The organism is Bradyrhizobium sp. 23, from assembly GCF_023073295.1.
Lineage (GTDB): Bacteria > Pseudomonadota > Alphaproteobacteria > Rhizobiales > Xanthobacteraceae > Bradyrhizobium > Bradyrhizobium canariense_D.
Map to the genome: position 1 here is coordinate 26,709 of NZ_JADPJF010000151.1, position 15,213 is coordinate 41,921.

11 protein-coding genes, 1 tRNA gene and 1 pseudogene are annotated in these 15,213 nt (G+C 63.9%); 9 read left to right on the forward strand and 4 right to left on the reverse strand.

The window, feature by feature from the left end; all coding sequences use genetic code 11:
• On the forward strand, positions 1 to 720 hold a 720-nt coding region (locus tag IVB32_RS37235; RefSeq protein ID WP_247413024.1), incomplete at its 5' end, for a hypothetical protein.
• Positions 721 to 757: 37 nt separating this feature from the next.
• Positions 758 to 1,219, forward strand: coding sequence for a hypothetical protein (locus IVB32_RS37240; RefSeq protein WP_247370407.1), 462 nt, complete (start codon positions 758 to 760; stop codon positions 1,217 to 1,219).
• Here the strand turns inward: IVB32_RS37240 and IVB32_RS37245 are convergent.
• Positions 1,200 to 1,925 carry a winged helix-turn-helix domain-containing protein gene (locus IVB32_RS37245; protein WP_247370411.1) on the reverse strand — a complete coding sequence of 242 codons (726 nt, stop codon included), beginning with the start codon at positions 1,923 to 1,925 and terminating at the stop codon, positions 1,200 to 1,202. The two genes, IVB32_RS37240 and IVB32_RS37245, sit on opposite strands and share 20 nt — an antisense overlap.
• Before the next feature lie 435 nt (positions 1,926 to 2,360).
• On the opposite strand from IVB32_RS37245, the gene IVB32_RS37250 reads away from it, so the two are divergent.
• The 4 genes from IVB32_RS37250 (at position 2,361) to IVB32_RS37265 (ending at position 10,064) form a co-directional block, all read left to right on the forward strand.
• Entirely contained in the window at positions 2,361 to 2,729 is a 369-nt protein-coding gene (locus IVB32_RS37250) for a helix-turn-helix transcriptional regulator (RefSeq protein WP_247370413.1), read from the forward strand.
• 353 nt (positions 2,730 to 3,082) lie between these two features.
• Positions 3,083 to 5,677, forward strand: coding sequence for a PD-(D/E)XK nuclease family protein (locus tag IVB32_RS37255; protein ID WP_247370414.1), 2,595 nt, complete (start codon positions 3,083 to 3,085; stop codon positions 5,675 to 5,677).
• 5 nt (positions 5,678 to 5,682) lie between these two features.
• The gene (locus IVB32_RS37260) at positions 5,683 to 8,955 is read left to right on the forward strand and encodes a UvrD-helicase domain-containing protein (RefSeq protein ID WP_346659064.1); all 3,273 of its coding nucleotides are present in this window, start codon (positions 5,683 to 5,685) and stop codon (positions 8,953 to 8,955) included.
• Between the two features lie 275 nt (positions 8,956 to 9,230).
• Positions 9,231 to 10,064, forward strand: a complete 834-nt coding sequence (locus tag IVB32_RS37265; RefSeq protein ID WP_247370416.1) for a hypothetical protein — start codon at positions 9,231 to 9,233, stop codon at positions 10,062 to 10,064.
• A 211-nt stretch (positions 10,065 to 10,275) separates the two neighbouring features.
• Here IVB32_RS37265 and IVB32_RS43245 read toward each other — a convergent pair whose 3' ends face one another.
• The 3 genes from IVB32_RS43245 to IVB32_RS37280 form a co-directional block, all read right to left on the reverse strand.
• A complete protein-coding gene (locus IVB32_RS43245) occupies positions 10,276 to 11,109 on the reverse strand; it encodes an HNH endonuclease (protein WP_247413025.1) in 834 nt (277 codons plus the stop codon).
• Between the two features lie 202 nt (positions 11,110 to 11,311).
• Positions 11,312 to 12,148 carry a hypothetical protein gene (locus IVB32_RS37275; protein ID WP_247413027.1) on the reverse strand — a complete coding sequence of 279 codons (837 nt, stop codon included), beginning with the start codon at positions 12,146 to 12,148 and terminating at the stop codon, positions 11,312 to 11,314.
• A gap of 866 nt (positions 12,149 to 13,014) precedes the next feature.
• Positions 13,015 to 13,088 (reverse strand) — tRNA-Gly (locus IVB32_RS37280).
• 172 nt (positions 13,089 to 13,260) lie between these two features.
• Here IVB32_RS37280 and IVB32_RS37285 point away from each other — a divergent pair.
• The 3 genes and pseudogenes from IVB32_RS37285 to IVB32_RS37295 all read left to right on the forward strand — a co-directional run bounded on the left by IVB32_RS37285 (position 13,261) and on the right by IVB32_RS37295 (position 15,097).
• Positions 13,261 to 13,832 (forward strand): annotated as a pseudogene (locus IVB32_RS37285) (methylated-DNA--[protein]-cysteine S-methyltransferase).
• A gap of 9 nt (positions 13,833 to 13,841) precedes the next feature.
• Positions 13,842 to 14,681, forward strand: coding sequence for an AraC family transcriptional regulator (locus IVB32_RS37290; RefSeq protein ID WP_247370421.1), 840 nt, complete (start codon positions 13,842 to 13,844; stop codon positions 14,679 to 14,681).
• A 56-nt stretch (positions 14,682 to 14,737) separates the two neighbouring features.
• On the forward strand, positions 14,738 to 15,097 hold the full coding sequence (locus IVB32_RS37295) for a VOC family protein (protein ID WP_247370422.1): 360 nt from the start codon (positions 14,738 to 14,740) through the stop codon (positions 15,095 to 15,097).
• Positions 15,098 to 15,213: the final 116 nt, after the last annotated feature.

Genomic DNA, 15,213 nt, shown 5'->3' on the forward strand with positions numbered 1-15,213 from the left:
GACCTTGCCCGTAGCAAGGATCTCGCCGACTTCACCGTCGAGTATCTGATCAGGATCGATCATCCGGCCGGGCCGTACGAAATCTACGACGCGGCGGAGGATGCCGGCAGACATTTGGATTTCACACGGGACAGCGCACGAAACATCCTCATCAAGGCCTGCCATCCGAAACTCAGAAGAATGAACGGCGGCAGATTTTGGCTGGCGGATCGGCCCGACGTTCCGGAAACGCCTTCGAGCCCCTACTTCAACCGCACGGCGCGCCCCGGCTACCCCGCCCTTGGCCAGGAGCTCGTGGCGATCCTGACGGCCCGCCGCTGCGCAATGACCACGCCCGAACTCACGGACCGGCTGTCCCAAGAGGCGCGGGGGACGTTGCCTCACTACCACGCGTCGTACGCTTTCGGGATGGCGGCCAAGCATTTTCCTCAGCTGAGATTGATGGACAGCTACTGGCGGCTGATCGATCTCCCCGAAGACCGGCCGCGGGGGCTGACCCTGGATCAGGAGGCCGCCGTCTACGCCATCGACATCTGCAACATGCGGGGTCCGTCGACCCTCGGAGAAATCGCTGCTAGGCTGCCCGCCTACTTGAGGCCCCTAATCAACGTCGCTGAGTCGCTCGAACGGTCCGCGTCTTCATTTCCGAGCCTGCTGGAGAAGGACGGAAAATGGCTCGTCGACGGTGCGAGGACAATCTTTGCCCGCAAAGCGTACTAGCGCGGAACGCCGGGCCGTCCGACTTGCGGCGAAAGCGGTGATCGTCGTTCAGCGATGCGCGCTCGGCCCCAAGGCGATCTACGATCTGATCTCCGAGCCGGTCCGCGGCGAGCTGAAGTTGACAAGACATCATTTCTACCGCCGCATAACTCCCGGCGACGGACTATTCCGCCGGGCCGACGGCCGCTGGACCGTAAACGTCGGCGAACTTTGGGAAACCAAACCGAAGCCGGAACGAACAGCTGGCGCCGAAGTCGTGACGCCGTCCATCAGTCTGGAGGACGTCGCAACCGACGTCGCCTTCATGGTGGAACGCTACGGGGCCCAGTCGGTTCGGCAACTCCACCGACAGCTTGCGCCCCGCGCTTCGTACGAGGATTTTCTCGGGCGCGTAACCGCGGCGACGCGAGGCGGTCAAGGACTGGTGGTCAGGGGCGACGTCGTATTCAAACCTTGGACAGATCCCGGTCCTCTCATCATCAGCCGGCGCGGCGATTGACCCCTGCTATCCGTTTCGGACGCGTGCGCGCGCTCTTGACCGGTTCGGCCAAGGATTCGATGGCCGTGCGAAGAGCCGACCCTCCCATATGCATCGCCACCAGGGCTCCGATCTTCGGCTCGAAAAGCTTCGCCGGATCGATCTCGCCCGGGCTTTCAGGTTCGACGGCGGCCCAGGTGCCGTAGACGTTGGCGATGGCCCCCGAAGAGGACCAGCTCTTGATCACGGCAAATCCTCCCGACCGACGGGCGTCGGTGCCTACAGTCACAGTCAACTGGCTCAACCAATCGAAAGGAGTGGTGTCCACACGGTAGCCGTCGTCGTCCACTTCCGGCTCGTCGTATTGCGCATCCAAAAGCAAGCCGAGCCCCTGGGAGAACCGGTGCGTCTCGGTGAAGTTGTAGAAGCGGTGGCGGGAATTAACTAGCTTTCCAAACCCTTTGACCGTGGGCCTCAACGTGTGGCGGAGCGGCATCGCGAGGAGCTTTTTGGTCAGAGGGCCGACATGCGATGCCGCTGCGCCGGAGGCCAGACCGACCAACAGCGCACTGGCGTCGGCCTTGGACATCGCGGTCGCGCTCGGGCCTCTGCCGTACGAAACGATCAATCCGGCCGATCTCAAGCCGCCGAGGATATGCAACACGGTCGGCGCGGGTATTCCCAGCGCTTTCGCCAGGTCTTGAGCCAGCCGTATCGAAGTCGCCATTTAGCTACCTTGATGGCGCTGACGCCGCGCCGTAGCTCCCGTCCTAACCTCTCGCATGGACGACTGCAAGGAATCGCGGCGCCGCGGTGCTGTCTCGCCAATAAACCGCTCGCGGTCTCCCCCGGCCCAAGCTCAGCACCATCCTCTCGGCTAATACCACCGGCGGGCTCCGTTGCGTTCGCGACCGATAGTTGCTGCGCATCCGACGAGTCCCTCGCGACCGCCGTAGGAAATGTGGCTAACAGCGGTCGTCAGACTTCCCCCGGCAGGTGGCAGATTTGGCGTCGCGCTGCACCTTGCCCCGCCAAGGAATCGCTTCGGCGGTGGAAATCTCCGGACAAAAATCGAATCCTTGCTCCGATGGATGGTAGGTTGGGCATGCCAGTCCGCTCCGTCCGGTTAGCGACGCGCCCCGGATTAAAGGATTCCCGACCGTTGAAGAAGCAGACCAAGACCGCCGCGAAGCGCATAGCCGGACCGAGGCGCAGACCAGGCGCGGCGATCGTTACCGAGCCGCAGGTCGAGGGCGAGAAGACCAACAAGCCGTTTGCGGAGAGATTCCAGGAGGGCCGGCTGTCGACTGCCGAGATCCTCGGCGAGAACGTCAAACGCCTCCGAAAAAGACTTGACCTCAGCCAGGCCGATCTCGCCAGGGCGATCGGTACCGACCAGTCGGCGATCGGGTTGATCGAGACCAGGCGCGCCAACCCGACGGTGCGAACGGTCGAGAAGCTCGCGGCGGTTCTGAAGACTACCGTCGTAGATCTTCTAAGCCGGCCGGGACGGCGGCGAACCCACAGCTAGTCGATCGTCAGGGACGCATTGCGCAGCCGAAGTTCACAGGCAGGTTGGCCGCTTGTCAGAAGGTCCACGCCCGTCGCTGACGCCGAGCAAGTAGGCCCAAGCGTCCGGACCGTAGTCCATGAACGCCATGATCGCCTACGGTTCCCCGACACGCTCCAGCCGTCACGGAATGTTGGGCCGCTGGGTAACATTCCGGCCGGCATGCGATTGCGCCACCAACAACCTTTCTGTTGCCATTTCGACGGCTCGTCCGCGGCGAGATGATACGATGATCGCCGGCGAATCCTGAAAGGCGGCTCGACCAGATGGTCCAATTACGAACCTCGATAATCGGTAGCGCGCTGGCGCTCCGGATGCGCCGCGCCGCCGCAGCCCGAGATAACGAAAGCGGTCTGCATATCCTGACCCTTCCCAATCTCGCGGCGCGCTTGGCCGGAGGCTTCAGGTCGCTAGTACCATCAGAGCAGCTCGACCGCGCGATCCAGCAAGCTCTCGCGGCGGGCGGTTTCCAGGAAATCGAGAAAGTGCGCCACCTTCCAGGCATGACGCGAGCGGTCTCCCGGGCCCTGCGCAAGGTTTGGGATGCCGACGTCTCGCTTAGGGCGGACGCGACGAATGTGCGCCTCGCCGATCTGGCTTTGATCGAGAACCGTGTGCGACGCGAACTGCCGCTCGCCGCGGCGCTTCCGATCGATCTGCGGAACGCTGCTCTGTCGCGGGTGCGGCACGCGGCCCGTACGATCGGACCGCTGACGATCGATCGCCTTTCCTGGATTCCCCCGCTTTGGCGACCACTGATCGACGCGTTGGCGAAGGAGGTCCCGGTCGAATGGATCGCCTCACCTCGCGCGGAAACCGCCTGGTTCGCGGGAAGGATCGTGCGGGCACCGGAGGTGGACAGTGCCGCGCCAGCCACGGTGTCGTGCGCCGATCCGCACCATGAGATTATCGAAAGTCTGCGCTGGGCTCGCTATCTGATTGCCTCCGGCACCGCCCATCCAGACCAGATCGCGATCGTGTCGGCGGGAACGACGCCCTGGGACGATCACCTCCGCGCCCTCGCACCGGACGCCGGCTTCAGATTGGCCTTCCCGCACGGGATTCCCGCGCTTTCGACCCGCGACGGCCAGCGGTGCGCCGCGCTGGCCGACGTGCTTCAACACGGTCTGAACCAGCAACGGTTGCGACGCCTCGTTTCCCTCTGTCGGGGTGAGCGAAGCGCGTTCGAAAGCCTGCCCGCGAATTGGCTGGCCGCGCTGCCCCGGGGCGCGACATTGTCGCGGCCTGAAGAGTGGCGACGCGCGATCTCGGCGGCGGCAGCGAGCGATGCGTCTCTGGCGGGCGCTGCGGACGCATTGTCAATCGTGGATATTCTCGCGCGGGGCATCTCGGCGGCGGCCGAAGCCGCGGTCCTCGTTCTGCACGGTAGGGCGCTCCAGCTATGGCAGAGCGCGTTGCGCAGCGCTCCTCCGGAGGCCATCGAGCTCTCACTGCGGACCTCGCGCTTCGAATCCGACCACGACCCTGCTGACTCCGTGGTGTGGTGCTCGGCACGGGAGCTGGCCACCTCGCCGCGCCCGTTCGTCCGGCTTCTCGGGCTGACGGACCGGCACTGGCCTCGCCGCCAAGGCAACGACTCCGTCGTTCCGGATCACGTCCTTTCGAGCGCGACCGTCGATGTCGATCCGGTCGCCGAAGCCGACCGACGACATTTCCGCATCATCGTCGAGGCGGCGACGGGCCGAGCCGTGCTCTCTCGCGGCCGCCGAAGCGGGCAGGGAGGCCGCGTGGGCCGAAGTCCCCTTTCGGAGGGCCGGCCGGAAGAGCACCTCTCGAGAGCGCGCGTTCCTGAGCACGCCTGGAACGAGGCCGATCGCATCATGGCCCGCCCGCAGGACGCGGCCGAGATCGGGCGCGTACGATCGGCCGATGCGTGCTGGCGCGATTGGCATCTCGAGCGGTTCACGCCGCACGACGGGAAGTTCGACGCCGAACATCCGGTCGTCGTGAGATCAATCGAACGCGTGCAGTCCGCGACATCTCTGCGAAGGATGCTGCGGGATCCGCTCGGCTTCGTGTGGCGCTACGCGCTCGGCTGGAATGCGCCTCGCGATCGCGAACAGCCGCTAACGATCGCGCCCGACGAGTTCGGCAAGCTGGTCCATGAGCTTCTGCGGCGCGCTGTGGACGCGCTCGAGCCGGTGCCCGGATATGCGCGCGCATCGGACGCGGAGATCGAAACCGCTCTCGCGGACGCCGCCTCGACGGTCAGGGACGCGTGGCCGCTGCGGGGACAGACGCCGCCGGCGCTGCTATGGCGCAATACCGTGGATTTCGGGGCATCGTTGGCTCTCGCGGGATTGCTGCGGAAGGAGATAACGGATGCGGGCACTCGAAGCTGGACGGAAGTGCCGTTCGGCCAACCGAACGCAGTCGCCACGGAGCGGCAACTGCCGTGGGATCCGACCATTCCGGTCGCGATACCCGGGACGCCCGTCACTCTCGGCGGCTCGATCGATCGGCTGGATCTCAACAGCTCACGCACCGCCGTCCGCGTCTGGGACTACAAGACCGGCGAGGCGCCGAGAAACGCGGGAGGCATCGTGATAGACGGCGGATCCGAGCTGCAGCGGGCGTTGTACGGACTCGCATGCCGACAATTGCTCGATGGCGAACCGACGGTCGTCGCCCGGCTGCTCTATCTTCGCGGCGATACTCTCGCCGTCAGGCTTCCCGATCTCGATGCCGCCGTCGAGCAGATCGCCGCCTTCGTCAACGTCGCGGTCTCGATGATGCGCAAGGGCGTCGTCACCTCGGGCCGGCTTTCGTTCGATAGGTCGAACGAACTTCGATTGGCGCTCCCGGCGTCGCCCGGATACGAAAGGCGCAAGCTGGCCGCAAGCAACAAAATCAACGCAGCCATTTCGCGATATTGGAGCGCTCCGTGATGGAGATGGTCGACGGGCCCGAACGTCTCAGGGCGTTGACCGATCTGGAGTCCTGCCTTTTGGTGGAAGCCGCAGCAGGCACGGGGAAGACGTCCCTGCTCGCCGGTCGCGTGGTGATGCTGCTCGCGCGCGGGGTCGATCCGCGGTCGATCGCGGCCATCACGTTCACCGAGCTTGCGGCGGGCGAACTGCGTCAGCGCATCGCCTCCTACCTCCATCGCATACTCGAGGGCCGGATTCCGGACGAGCTCCGGCCGGCCCTGCCATGGGGTCCCGACGCCGCCCAGACCTCGATGCTACGCGCCGCTGCGAAGCGCCTCGACGAACTGACCTGCGGAACGATCCATTCGTTCTGCCACGACCTCCTGAAGACGTATTCCGTCGAAGCCGCGATCGATCCCGGCGCGGATGTCTTGGACGGCGATCAGGCCGACTTCGCGTTCGACGCGATCTTCGACAGGTGGTGGCGCGGCAGGCTCGACCGGACCGCGCCGGCGGCCGGGGATCCGATCGCGTCGGTTGCTCGGCGTGATCCGATCGACGCCGAAGGACTGCTGCGCAGCTTCGCCAAATTCCGCCGACGCCATCGGGGAGCGCGGCCGTTGCCTGCCGATCTCGAAGCCCACGCGGACGTCGAATTCGCGGAGAGCGTGCGGGAATTCCGGCGCTGGTGCGACCAGGTCGACGTGCCACCCGAAGCCGATCCCGACATCGTCGCGCTCGAGGCGTTGGTCTCCCACTTCCAGGGGCGCTTCGATCCCCTGCCCGACTTCGAAGGCCTGCTGGAGCTCGCGCACCCCGCATGGCTGCCGATCATGCGCAAGGGTACGTCGGATCTCCGGGAATACAGGCGCCGGACGTTGTGGCGAAAGGCGGGCGGTGCGGACGGCGAGCGGCTTGCCGATCAGGCGGAAGAGCATTTCGGCCGGTGCCGCCAGGCTTACGGCACGTTGATGGGACGGATCGCGACGGCCATCATCGGGATCTTCTCGGGCGGGCTCGATGAAGTGATGACGGAGTACGAGACCTTTAAAAGGCGGGCCGCCGTCCTCGATTTCGACGACCTTCTGTTCACGTGCCGCGATGTTCTGCGCGACCATCCTTCGGTCCAGACGACCGCCGCCAAGCGCTTCTCGCGGCTTCTGGTGGACGAGTTTCAGGACACCGATCCCGTGCAGGCGGAGATCATCTTTCTGCTGTGCGGAATGGCGGAGGACGACCGCGCCTGGCACGCGCGATCGCTCAGGCCCGGCCACCTTTTCGTCGTCGGCGATCCGAAGCAGGCGGTTTATCGCTTCCGCGGTGCGGACCTGGCGACGTATCTCAAGGTGCGCGAGACGATCGAGGCGCAATTTCCCGACAATATCCTCAGGGTTACCGCAAACTTCCGGTCTCGCGGCCAGATTTTGGATCACGTGAACCGTTGCTTCGAGGAACGGCTGTCGTCGCAACAGGCCGGTTACGTCGCCTTGCAGACCACGAAGGCAACCGCTGAGCACGGCTTGCCGTGCGTGGCGAAAGTTTCCGTGGAGCTTCCTCCGTTGACGAGGGTCGACAGTGCCCGCGACGAGGAAGCTCAGGCTGTGGCCGAAGTATGCGCGCGCCTCATCGGCAACGTCGACATCAAGCTCAATGACGGCCAGACTAGGCGACTTTGTCCGGGCGACATCGCTCTGCTCGCACCGGTTTCCACGGACCTCTGGCGGTACGAACGGGCTCTCGAGGAGGCGGGACTGCCCTTCGCCTCGCAGGCGGGCAAGAACCTCTACAAGCGGCAGGAAGCGCAGGATCTGGTGGCGCTGATCCGCGCCTTGGCCGACACCCGTGATACGCTGGCGCTCGGAGCGCTCATGCGCGGTCCGCTCGTCGGCCTGACCGAGCAGGAGCTGCTCGACATCACCGCCGGCCTTCCCGTCGAGCGCGACCGGATCTCAGGTCTGTCGCTCCGGACCGATCCGGCGGCGGTCCGAAACCCGGTCGCACGGGAAGTGCTGACCGTTCTGACTGACCTGCGCCGCCGCATCAACACAACGGCACCCGCCTTCGTTCTCGCCGAGGCGATCGAGCGCCTGCGCATCCGCGCCATCGTCGCGGCCCGCAGCGGCGACCAGGCGGCGCGGGCGCTCGCGAACGTTGACGGCTTCGTCGAACGGGCCCGAAGATACGACGTCCGCGGCTTCGTCCAGTTCGCCTCGGACATCGACGACGAATGGTCGAGCGGATCGGCGTCACCAGAAGGCATGATGGAGGCCGACGGACAGTCGATCGAGATCGTCACCGTGCACTCGTCGAAAGGTCTGGAGTGGCCGGTCGTGATTCCAATCAACCGCTCGTCCATGCCGCGGCGAGCCGAGGCGTTCGTCCACCGGAGACGGGACGAAAGCCTGCATTGGGCGCTGGGCCAAGTGGTGCCGCCGGGACTGGGCGATGCGCTGCGGACGGAAGAGGCGGAGAAAAGGGACGAGAACGTGCGGCTCCTTTACGTCGCATGCACCCGGGCGATGGAGCTCCTGGTCATTCCGGACTTCTCCTGGAGCAACGACGCTTCCTGGGCGAAGCTTCTCGACTTCAAGTTGGATACCGTTCCCGAACTCGACATCGGCCGCCTCCCCCGCACGCCCCTCGCCTCTCGCATTCCTGTGGCGAACCGGCAGACCGCGCAGGTCTTCGCGGAAGAGCGATCGCGCATCGAAGCTGCGCCGCGCGTCCGTTGGATCAAACCCAGCGACGGTGACCCCGACGTAATCACGGGCGAACTAGCCTTCGAGACGAGCGAAGAGCTGCCACGCGCCGCGACCACGGTCGAAGGAGGCTGCATCCGGGGCATCCTTCTCCATAAGCTGATGGAAGAACTCATCTCTGGCGAGTTGGAGGAGAATCTGGAAGCCGCGACCACCCGGTCCAACGAACTATTCGATCAATTGTCTTCGATGGCACCGACGCACGCCGCTATCGACGTACGGGAGCTCGCTTCGACCGCGCTGCGGACGTTGCGACTGCCGGACGTCGACAGATTCCGCGGAACGCTCGTCGCGGAGGTGCCGGTCTACGGTACGACGGCCGGCCCCGACGATCTGGTCGGCGGCCGGGCCGACGCGATCGCCCGCGACGAAGGCAGGGTCGTCTTCGACTGGAAGAGCGACGTCGCTCCCAAGGAGGCCGAGTTTTCGACCTATCGGCGACAACTCGTCCATTACCTTCGGGCGACCGGATCGCGTCGAGGCGCCATTGTCTACATGACGACGGGTCACGTCGATTGGGTTACTCTCGCCGGTTGACCGCCGAGGCCAGAATTATGGCCCTCGGTCATTGAGGGACACTTGTTCGAGAGCGACGCTGTCGTAGATGTCGCGCCTGACCGCGGCCCCGAGCGCCATCAGATCTAGCACGTGGCCCGGCTTCGAAGCATCGTCTGACAATATCCGCCCTCCATCCGGGCGTCGTGCCAGATGGCCATGTTAAGGTGCCGACCATGACGACGTGCTGGATCGCCGGCAGTGCTAGGTAGAAGGCGCGCTTGACGTCGCAGTCCCGTCGCTGCGAAGTCGGGGACATGACCTCGATCGCCACGAGCGGTTCGGTTATATCCTTCGCGCAGACGCTGGCGGCCTGGCCCATGATCGCTATATTCGCGATCCTGCCGCGCTTAGACCATTTCATGTTGGACGTCAATACGACGCAAAAGTCGCCGCACGACCGCCTGGAGACCTACGAGAAGTGGTCGGCGGGTGCGACACTCGGAATCCTGATCGGAATCATCATCGAGATAATCGTTTTATCCTATTACGATTATCATCCCGATCGGAAATTCTGGAGCTCCATCGCGGCAAATGTACTCATCGGGCTAGGTCTTCTAATCGAGTTCTTCTGCATTCGCTGGACCATCATCGCTTCCAGGGAAGCAGAGGACGAGAACCGCGGGAAGCTCGCCGCCGCACTGGATCGGGCCTCCGCGGCGGAGCAGGAGCTCCTCGAGTTCAGAAAGACCAGACGGCACGTCATCGGACCGAACAAGGCGCAGCTTGCTGACCGGCTGAGACCGTTTGCGGGGACCGAATTCGATACGGCAATGAGCCATTTCGAACGGGAGATTGGGGATATCCTGTGGGACATCGAAGAGGCGCTACACGTTGCCGGCTGGCGACAGATCGACTGTTCGCCCCTGCCCGGCGCGTCGGCCATACAGCGTACGAGCCGTCCGCTCCCGGGATCGGCGCTGGCTCAGAATGTCGAGATCGAGCTGCACCCTGGACATCAAGCCGCCCTAAAGCCGGTGGCCGAAGCATTGATCGAAGGTTTGAAATCGGTCGGAATTGATGCCGGCGAGGTGCCATACACGTCCGCGACCGGCAATCACCACGCCATGCTCGTGGGTCCCAAGAGGTAGTGCGGCTTCGTCCGGAACTCTTACGGCTCCGCGACGATGTCGATCGCATACGAGGTCGGCACCCGCCTTGTGCCGCTCTACGCGACCACGTCCCAAGCGGCAATCCAGATCGGAAAGTCAGTTTGCGGCGCAGTATTGGTCGAACCGTAAAGCCGTCGATCGCGGTCCGGGCGATCCTCGCCGGACCGAGGTGCGCGAATCCGCGCTCCTCTCATCGCATCGACCGCCTTGACCACGTCCAGGTCTCTGCAATCGGCCAACAACCGCTGCGACACATGGACGATTCGTCCGGATTGATGCCGATCAGATTCGCGTCATAGGCAGCATGGTGAATTTTGCTCAACGGAAGACCGTTCGGAATCCAGGGCTGTCCCCAATTCTCGTCGGCGTCCGGCATAATGTGGGACGCATCGAGAAGCTCGCGCACGGACAGCCCGGTGATCACGCATCGCGCGTCGTAGGCATCGAGCACCGCCTCCCTGAACTCGGCCTGATGAACCCGTTGCTTCACCTCGACAAGCCTGTAGCGGCGCTCAATCGGAGTCGCCGGTGGAGCAACGACCTTGGTCGTCGAAGCCGACGGAGCGAAAGTCAGATCGGCTTCGAGCCTCTTCGGATACCAATTCACCACGAAGGCTGGGTAGAGAGGCACGTAGACGGCCGGTGACACGGCGACGAAGTAGATGATCGGATACTGCTTCTCCACCGCATCCCTGAGCATCAGATTGTCAGAGGAGCCAGGATCATCGCCCCTAAAGCTGTAGCGGACGGTCGTATCGCCCGTGTACAAAGCATCACGACCGTCGTGCTGGTCTCGATACCAGATCCTTCGGCCTTTTCGGGGGATGACAGTTCTCACGGACAGAATGCCGGCCATCTCCTTCGGTTTGAAGATGCCTTTCGCACGGCTCGCAAACCGAAGGCGATGGTCAAACCCGGGCGCCGGAAATCCGGGCTCTATCGCGCTCCATGGAAGCACCGTCCCCCCGGTCAACAGCCGATTGAGCGCAGCGAAGGCCGACATCCTGATAAGTTCGTCGTCCACGCCTCACAAGCCCGCCGCAATCGTCCGATCGGGGCAGCGTACCAGGCCGGATGCCGACTTCAAGGTTGGAAAGTCCGTCAACGTTCGTGAAGCGTCGCGCGTCATTGTGGGCTTCGCGCTCGGACGCTCGTTGAATGCATCAGCCATACCGACCCAAGCGTCGATGCGTTCGACGAACCACGGGATTCCGGCGTGGGCGCCGCTAAGGCGTCGGTACGCGGCGGCCGTTGGAGACCGCATTGCCGAAGTCCTGGGCCGCATGCGAACTTATTGCCAAGTTCGGGCTTCCCGCGGCAAAGGTGGGTCCGAAAGTGAGAAGGAGGTCATGCGTCCGAACCCGGCCTGCCCCGACCAGCGGCAATCCACCGTTACCCGTGGTGACGCGCACTAGCTTCCAGGCCGGCGTGACGCTCCCGCTCGAAGTGACGATGAACTTCACGTGTAGGGATAGAAAGTCCTGCTTGAAGAACGGGTCGCCCTTCTTCCCCTCGGATGAGGGTAGGAAATATCGGCTCCTCAGCGAGTCTTGCAACCACTGCGTTATTCCCAACTCGCTCAGCAGCAGAGAGCTGCCTGTGGGATGAGTACTCGCGCACGGGCTGCTCCCGGCCCCTTTTAGCTTGTCTAGATTCCAATAGCTGCCGAACTTGCTTTCCTTGGTAGCTTGCGACGACAACACGGCGCCGGCGCCGATCGAAAACGTCGGCGAATCGATGTAGGTTGCCCCCGGATTCAACGAACCGGACTCGTCCACTTGAAGATCGAGTGTGGTCTGGACTGCCCACCCCGTCGGCAGGACGCCGGCTTCGCGGCTGGTGATGACCGCTTCGACGATGTCGCAATAGATCTTGGTGTTGATGGCGTACTCGAATTGTCCGCCGGCGGAGAAAACCGCGTCGGGAGGCGCCGTCTCGAAATATTCCTGAAGAGGCGGAACGTACGTACCGCAGCCGACAAGCGCCGAAACCGTCGCGAGCGGAGCAAGTATGCGAGGGATCAGTTGAAGATGTCGAAGTACTCGGGGCATGAGAAATTGCAAACCTTTTTACCGTCTCTGATCGTCGCACTCGCTCTGCAGTGGGACGCTGGGCATTTGACTGGCTGAGCGGGATTCCCCATGGGATCAACTAGCACGTCGCAGCGGGCGATTTTCGCGGTCGGACACGCGCTGATCAATTCGGAGGTCCAGACAGCGGGGGCCGTCGAGAGATGAAGCCTCAACGCATCAGCCGCTACGCGGTCCGCATAATCGAAGAAAACCGTCTCCAGGAAGTTGGCAACGTCGCGTGGCAATTCCGGAAACGAATACAGATGCGGCTCATAGCCGGTCGCACGCGGACCGACCGTCTTCGCTATTAACTTGCCGTGCTTCAGGGTGTATTCGACGAGCTTGCCCGTTCCGTCGGGAAAAACGCCGGAATGAACTGGTGGTCAATCGGAACGGTCATCTCGCGGATCAGATACCACTTGCAGGCGATTTGAGAACACTGGATCCCGGCCTACGCTTCCAAGCGTCGCGCCGACCAAGGTGCGTCGCCCTTGATCGCCGTCGTTATGCTGACGATGTCGGCTGGAATGATCGCAGTTGTCCATCGCCCCGCCACGTCGGCAAAACGAGCGTAGAGCGACGAAACCGCGAAACCAATCACGGAGGCTAGGAGGCAGGCCGATGTCACTATAGACGCGTTTTTGTCGACCGGATCGGGCGGCTCCAATTTCGTCTGGACCAGCTACGCTACCGCTCACTGAACGTTTCCGCGGTCGATCGCGATTGCGTCAAGATCCACGACCTAAAGCCCGCTTTTTGCGGAGATTTGTACGGACGTTGTATAGGAAATCGCGTAAAGACAAGAAAGTCGTGCACAAAAATGCAAGAAGGCCTTGTCTCGCAGGGATAACTTGATTTGGAGCGGGCGAAGGGAATCGAACCCTCGTATGCAGCTTGGGAAGCTGCCGTTCTACCATTGAACTACGCCCGCGGATGCGCAGCTTGCGCCCGCTCTGATTAGCCGAGACGGCGCATCTCGCCAAGCGCTTTGGCGCAGCCCGCCCGCCCCTTCTTAAGTTTCCGGTAAGATTTTGGGTGCGGCGGATTGTGGCGGTGTTATGGTCGCGGTCTGGGGAGAGCGTACGTTGCGTGGGGGCGTGTGTATGGTGGGGCATGGCTACGCGATATTCGACACGACCATAGGGCGCTGCGGCATCATCTGGAGCAGCACCGGGGTCGTCGCCGTGCAGCTGCCGGAGGCGCGGGAGATCGACACCCGCCGCCGGATTTTCCAGATCCATCCCGAGGCACGCGAGCAGCGGCCTTCCGCGAACGCCGAGTTCGCGATCGAGGGCATCGTGAGCTTGCTGCAGGGCAGCGATGCTGATTTTTCCGAGGTCAGCCTGGACGCGAGCGGGGTGCCCGGCTTCAACCGGCGGGTCTACGAGGCGGCCTGCGCCATCCCGCGCGGGGAGACGCGCACCTATCACGAGATCGCCAAGGCGCTAAGCGCCTCCGGCGCGGCGCATTCGGTGGCCCAGGCGATCGCGAAAAATCCCTACATGCTGATCGTGCCCTGTCACCGGGTGCTGGAGGCCGGCAATTACACCGACCGGCTCTCGCCCTATGGCGGCGTAATCTCCAAGCGGCGGCTGCTGTCGCTGGAGGGCCGATCGCCAGCAAGACGCTGTTCGACGTCCTGCTGCCCGTTGCCCCACCGAGACCCTCCACCTAGATAGGCGGGATGGATGCAACAACGCTGCTGACCACCCCCTCGATGACCGTCTCCGAGTTTCGCTGCGACGCGGGACCGGACGACAGCCCGTTTGCGGAGTGCCGCACCGGCCATTCCATCGCCTATGTCCGCGCCGGCAGCTTTGGCTGTCATTGCCGCGCCGGCTTCTTCGAGCTGGTGGCGGGCTCGATGCTGGTCGGCGCGCCAGGCGAGGAATACACCTGCACACATGAGCACGTCGCCGGCGACGTCTGCCTGTCCTTTTTCCTCAGCGAGTATCTGGTCGACGCGCTCGGCGGCCGGCGCGACGTCTGGCAGGTTGGCGCGACGCCACCGCTGCCCGAGCTGATGGTGCTGGGCGAGCTCGCCCAGACGGCGGCAGATGGCAACAGCGACCTCGGTCTCGACGAGGTCGGGCAGATCGTCGCCGGTCGTTTCGTCGATGTCGTGTCGGGCAAGGCGCGCAAGCCGACGACACCGACGGCGCGTGATCGCCGCCGCGCCGTGGAAGCCGCGCTCTGGATCGACGCCAACTCGCATGCCGAGGTCGACCTCGAACAGGCGGCGCGGCAAGCAGGCCTCAGCCCCTTCCACTTCCTGCGGCTGTTCTCCGCCGTGCTCGGCGTCACTCCGCATCAATATTTGGTGCGCTCGCGGCTGCGGCATGCGGCGCGGCTGCTGACTGACGACGACATCGCAGTCACCGACATCGCCTATGACGTCGGCTTCGGCGATCTCTCTAACTTCGTCCGCACCTTTCACCGCGCCGCCGGCGTCTCGCCGACCAAGTTCCGCCAGGCCTCGAAGGGAGAGCGCAAGATTCTCCAAGAGCAGCTTGCCCTCAACTGACTAGGTTCGTCTCCGGCGCGCGCCGATTGCGGCGCGCTTTGGCAATGGAGACGACCATGTACGATCATATCGGATTGCGCGTTGCCGACCTCGACGCCGCCACGCGCTTCTACATCGCGGTGCTGGCGCCGCTCGGTTATGTCCTGTGCTCGAGTGGCGATGGTTATGCCGGCTTCGGGCCGAGGGGCGAGCCGGCGCTGTGGCTGCACCTGAACAAGGGGCGCAAAGCCGATGGCGTGCACATCGCGTTTCGCGCGGGGGATCATGACGCGGTCAAGGCATTCCACAGCGAGGGCTTGAAGAGCGGTGGCCGCGACAATGGCGGCGCCGGCCCGCGCAAGGATTACAGCCCGACTTACTACGCGTCGTTTTTGATCGATCCCGATGGCAACAATGTTGAGGCGGTCTGTGTGTGAACGCGGCAGCCCTCACCACACACACACACGCTGTCATGCCCCGGCTTGACCGGGGCATCCAGTACGCCGCAGCTTCTCGATTCTATCACAGCGGCCTCTGGGATACTGGATCCCCC

What these genes read in the sequence shown, in the direction of transcription:
- IVB32_RS37245 (WP_247370411.1), bottom strand. Translation starts at nt 1,925, where the DNA reads ATGGCGACTTCGATACGGCTGGCTCAAGACCTGGCGAAAGCGCTGGGA.
- IVB32_RS37255 (WP_247370414.1), top strand. Translation starts at nt 3,083, where the DNA reads ATGCGCCGCGCCGCCGCAGCCCGAGATAACGAAAGCGGTCTGCATATC.
- IVB32_RS37260 (WP_346659064.1), top strand. Translation starts at nt 5,683, where the DNA reads ATGGTCGACGGGCCCGAACGTCTCAGGGCGTTGACCGATCTGGAGTCC.
- IVB32_RS37265 (WP_247370416.1), top strand. Translation starts at nt 9,231, where the DNA reads ATGACCTCGATCGCCACGAGCGGTTCGGTTATATCCTTCGCGCAGACG.
- IVB32_RS37290 (WP_247370421.1), top strand. Translation starts at nt 13,842, where the DNA reads ATGGATGCAACAACGCTGCTGACCACCCCCTCGATGACCGTCTCCGAG.
- IVB32_RS37295 (WP_247370422.1), top strand. Translation starts at nt 14,738, where the DNA reads ATGTACGATCATATCGGATTGCGCGTTGCCGACCTCGACGCCGCCACG.